Source organism: Cupriavidus sp. FW305-46 (genome assembly GCF_058787075.1).
Map to the genome: position 1 here is coordinate 5465 of NZ_JBYSZI010000111.1, position 2191 is coordinate 7655.

Below are 2191 nucleotides of genomic sequence, written 5' to 3' on the forward strand. Positions count from 1 at the left end.
CTATCCGACGCCGATGCGGCGATCTCGGAGCGCCTGATTGATGCGGCAGCGGCGGCAGACATCATGAGCCAGCAGTAAGCGGTTTCCTCTCCAACCCGCCCCGCCCAGGTGCAAGCCTGCGCGGGGCTTTTTGCGTACAAACATGCCAACACCACATCCTTCTGATGTCAGGCCTATGCCGTCTCCCAGCGAGCGGCGCGACTTGCCGCTGATGGGCCGTTCGGCGGAAGTCGGTACCGTCGACCGCGATGCGCGAACGGTCCAGTTGGTCTGGACCACCGGGGCGCGCGTGCAGCGCTACGACTGGTACAACGACCGCTACTACCTCGAGGAGCTCAGCCTCGATCCGGCGCACGTGCGCATGGGTCGGCTGCAGTCTGGGACGGCCAACCTGCTGAACACGCACTCGAGCTACGATCTCTCGGACGTGCTCGGCGTCGTCACGGGCGCCACTCTCGATGGCGACCAGGGCAGTGCCTCGGTCCGCTTCAGCCAGCGCGACGATGTCCAGCCCTACTTTCAGGACGTTGTCGACGGAATCATCCGTAACGTCTCCGTGGGCTACCGAATCTACAAGATGGAGCGCATCGCGCCCGCTGTGGACGGTGACCTGTGGATCTACCGAGCAGTCGACTGGGAGCCCTACGAGCTCTCGCTCGTTCCGGTACCGGCCGATCCGGGCGCGACCACGCGCTCGGCAGAGCAGGGCCAGCAGCAACGCACGTTCGCGTGCGAGTTCTTTGACCAATCCACGCCGGCAGCCGCTGGCAACACCACCCGAAAGGAATCCAACATGCCCGGTGAGCACACGACCACCCAGCCGGCGGCCACGACGACGGCTGCCACCACGACCGCCCAGGTGGTCGACCAGCGCGCCCTGGACGCGGCGCGCGAGGAAGGCGCCCGCGCTGAAGCGGAGCGCCAGACCGGCATCCGCGAGGCGGTGCGCCTCGGCGGCCTGGACGGCACCTTCGCCGACCAGCTGATCGGCGAACGCACGATGACGGCCGAAGCCGCCGGCCTGGCTGTGCTGCGTGAGCAGGCGCGCCGCTCCGCCGCCACCTCGACCCGCTCGGCGGCCGACATCCAGACCACGCGCGACGAAACGGACGCGCGCCGCGCCGCCATGGGCGACGCGATCGTATTGCGCGCGAACCCGCGTGCCTTCAACGATGCGGCGCGTATGGATGCTGCCCGCCAGTTCCGCGGCATGGACCTGATGGACATGGCGCGCCAGGCCATCGAGCTGGGCGGCGGCAACTGCCGTGGCCTCAGCAAGCGAGAAATCGCTGTGATGGCGCTGAATCTGGACCGCGACATGCAGGTGCGCGGTGGCATGAGCGGCACCAGTGACTTCCCGGAGATCCTGGGTAACACCGTCAACCGCACCCTCCGCCAGGCGTACCAGCTGCAGCCGCGTACCTTCGTGCCGTTCTGCCGCATGTCGACGGCGCCGGACTTCAAGCAAATCGCGCGCACGCAGCTGTCCGAATCGTCGGCCCTGCAGAAGGTCAACGAAGGTGGCGAGTACAAGGCCATCACCTTCGGCGAATCGGCCGAGAAGTACTCGCTCGGGAAGTACGGCGGCATCGTAGCGATTACCTGGGAATCGCTGATCAACGACGACCTGTCCGCGTTCGATCGTGTGCCGCTGGCCATTGCGGCCGAAGCGGCTGCACTCGAGGGCGACATCGTCTACGGCATCCTGATCAACAACCCGGCGATGGCCGACGGCACTGCGCTCTTCCACGCCAACCATGGAAACCTGGCTGCCGCTGGCGCAATCACTGACGTCACGCTGTCGGCAGGCCGTGCCGCGATGCGCAAACAGACTGGTATCAAGGGCCGCGTGCTGAACCTGACGCCGAGCTTCCTGATCGTCGGTCCCGACAAGGAAGGCGAGGCGAACAAGTACACCTCCTCGCAGTTCGTGGCTGCCAAGTCGGTGGACATCAACCCGCAGTACAACACCTCGCTCGAGGTGGTTGTCGATGCCCGTATCACCGGCAATGCCTGGCACCTCGCTGCCGAGCCGGGCCTGGTCGATACGATCGAATACACCTACCTCGAGGGCGAGGAAGGTCTGTTCACCGAGCAGCGCCGCGGCTTCGAAGTCGATGGCCTGCAGATCAAGGCCCGCCACGTGTTCGCAGCCAAGGCCATTGACTGGCGTGGCCTGCAAAAGAATCCG

General features: G+C 66.0%; 1 protein-coding gene. It reads left to right on the forward strand.

Going from position 1 to position 2191, the window contains the following annotated elements; translation table 11 throughout:
* Window positions 1–175: 175 nt before the first annotated feature.
* On the forward strand, window positions 176–2191 hold a 2016-nt coding region (locus tag AC3WON_RS30335; RefSeq protein ID WP_492353397.1), incomplete at its 3' end, for a prohead protease/major capsid protein fusion protein.